General features: G+C 41.6%; 3 protein-coding genes. All 3 read left to right on the top strand.

The window, feature by feature from the left end:
- The first annotated feature begins 45 nt into the window (after positions 1–45).
- The 3 genes from FC652_RS19920 to FC652_RS19905 all read left to right on the top strand — a co-directional run bounded on the left by FC652_RS19920 (position 46) and on the right by FC652_RS19905 (position 2,327).
- Positions 46–741: an SDR family NAD(P)-dependent oxidoreductase gene (locus FC652_RS19920; RefSeq protein WP_176299881.1), complete on the top strand. Its 696-nt coding sequence runs from the start codon at positions 46–48 to the stop codon at positions 739–741.
- A gap of 624 nt (positions 742–1,365) precedes the next feature.
- Positions 1,366–1,782, top strand: a complete 417-nt coding sequence (locus FC652_RS19910; protein ID WP_176299880.1) for a hypothetical protein — start codon at positions 1,366–1,368, stop codon at positions 1,780–1,782.
- A 137-nt stretch (positions 1,783–1,919) separates the two neighbouring features.
- Positions 1,920–2,327, top strand: a complete 408-nt coding sequence (locus tag FC652_RS19905; RefSeq protein ID WP_158105160.1) for an NUDIX hydrolase — start codon at positions 1,920–1,922, stop codon at positions 2,325–2,327.
- Positions 2,328–2,406: the final 79 nt, after the last annotated feature.

Here is a 2,406-nt window from a genome sequence, read left to right as displayed (position 1 = left end):
GCGGCATTCACCCCTTAACGCAGCGTTAAATTACAAAGGAACGTAATGAACAAAGTATTGATTACTGGTGCAAATAGAGGGCTAGGGCTGGCTCTTGCGGAACAATTTTCAAACAGTGGTTTTTCACTGCTGTTAGTCGTGCGATCAGAAGAATCTAAAACGACCTTACTCAGCATGTTCCCAACAGCTCGAATATTGGTTTGCGATGTAACAGCCGAGTATTATCAAGAAATACTAAGTACGTGGCTTAGTGAGCAGACAGTAGATATAGTCATAAATAACGCAGGTTCGGGCACAAATGCTCCTTCGCTCGAATCAACGGAAGCACAGTTTTTACGAAAGGAATTCGAGACAAACTGTATAGCGGTACTTTCTACCGTAAAAGGCAGTTTAAAATCTTTGCAGCGTTCTTCATCACCACTTCTCATTAACATCAGCTCGCGTCGAGGGTCGCTCTCTATGCAATCGGAACTAGCAGCAAAAGGTAGTGGCTGCTCATATTCGTACCGTATTAGTAAAGCAGCTCAAAATATGCTTTCTTTATGTTTGGCTGACGATTTGGAAGATCTGGGTATTAAAGTTGTGTCTATACATCCGGGCCGATTGCTGACAAAAATGGCGTCGATTGATGCTCATATGACACCAAGCTCGGCAGCCAAGAAATTGGTTGAGTTGGTAAAAAATAATAGCCTAAAGAATCGTGATTTCATCAGTTTAGAAACGGGCAAGCTCCCGTGGTAATGCAATTTAACAAGGCGTTCAAGAGGGACAGTCAACGCGTGGCGAATTTGGCTTAAATCTGGGCATCGGTGTTTATGGTGGTAAATTGAAGTTTGGTGGTAGCGCGTTGCTGCCCCTTAACGCGGCGTTATGCTTAATCAAGTAAAATCAGTGGTTTAGTGTTTTTCTTTGTTCCCTCGGCTGATTGGTTTCGAGTTAGTCGGCAAGTTAGCTTCATTGGGTGCTGTTTTTCGGACACTTATTCTTTGGCGCTGAAAATTCAGGGAGTTGCCTCAGTCAATTTTCGGGCAAGTGCGAGGTTAGGGCGGCTGGCTCAATCAGAAATCCATTTTTAGGTTTTTAAACTCCAAACTAGAATTGTCAAAATTCCAAGTCTGATTATCAAAACTATGATTCATTTTGGTTTTCTAATCTTTGCCTTTTGTTTCTGAATAAAAGTCGAGTTAATCTTGTTTCCAGAAAAACGTAACCCATTGAAGCTTAAGCATAACAAAGCGTTTAAGTGGGATTTGGCACGCGTGGCATTTTTGGTTTGCGTTGGGTTCAGTGATTAAGTCGCTGTGCGGTCGCTTTTGTAGTGCGTGCCTGCACCCCTTAACGCAGCGTTAGGCATTTGGAGGGAACATGGATTATCTATCTTTAGCTGTTGGATTTTTGGTAGGTACTTTAACCGGTGCTTCAGGCACTTACTTTGGAAATAAATATACTGATATTCGCCATAGGCAAGAGCAAAAAAAAGCAGAACGTGAGATGTGGTTAACACTTGAACGTAAATATCCAAATTTAATTTCTGAGATGAAAGAAGATTTTTCCAATCCCAAAAATTTATCTATTCGAAAGTTTGCGATCAAATCTAGCAAAATGACTCTAAACGTTGGTGAGCGTTGTTTTGAGTACCACACTGATAAACATATTGATATATTTTCTTCGGTAGATCACTTGAAAGATTTAGGTCTTGTCGAAGAGCTTTATGTTCCAGGCTGTCCTATGTACCGCTTTAAAGAAAGATTTGCAGAGTATCTAATTGGAAAAAATGCCTAACAAAGCGTTCAAGAGGGACAGCCAACGCGTGGCATTTTTAATGTGCGTTGGTTTTTGTGGTTCCGGTGTTATGCGTTAAGTTGGTAGTGGCGTTGGCTGCCCCTTAACGCGGCGTTAGCAATTTTAGGAGGGACGGTGTGCAACATTTTAAAGGATGTAAGCTAGTCGTGGACTGTAACGACCAAATTCTCACCTATAAAAGAGATAATATTTCTACCATATCATATCCGAATTACTGGGATTTACCTGGTGGCGCTCGTGATGGTAACGAAACGCCAGAGGATTGTGCACTTAGAGAGCTTAAGGAAGAGTTTGGTATTGAACTTTGCCCGTCGCGTATTCATTACAAGCAAAAAGTAGAAAGTCATACAGGCTTTGGTTATGCGTATTTTCTTGCGGTGACGATAACAGAAAGTGAGTTACGCGAAATTCAGTTTGGCGATGAGGGGCAATACTGGAAGCTTATGGACATAGAAACGTACTTAGCTCTCCCAGACGCTGTGCCTTCCAATCAGAAAAGATTAAGAGGTTACCTTAGCCTCTGAATTCTTATTGCTAACAAGGCGTTTAAGACGGATTCACAACGCTCGGCACTTTTGCTTCTACTTCAAATTAAGTGTTTAT

The organism is Vibrio sp. 05-20-BW147, from assembly GCF_013369385.1.
In the GTDB taxonomy this organism is placed as follows: Bacteria; Pseudomonadota; Gammaproteobacteria; order Enterobacterales; family Vibrionaceae; genus Vibrio; species Vibrio floridensis.
Note: the sequence above shows the minus strand (reverse complement) of the source record. Positions and strands in the feature narration are given on the sequence as shown.

Excerpts from the sequence above, each read along its gene's own strand:
- FC652_RS19910 (WP_176299880.1), top strand. The coding sequence starts at position 1,366 with ATGGATTATCTATCTTTAGCTGTTGGATTTTTGGTAGGTACTTTAACC.
- FC652_RS19920 (WP_176299881.1), top strand. The coding sequence starts at position 46 with ATGAACAAAGTATTGATTACTGGTGCAAATAGAGGGCTAGGGCTGGCT.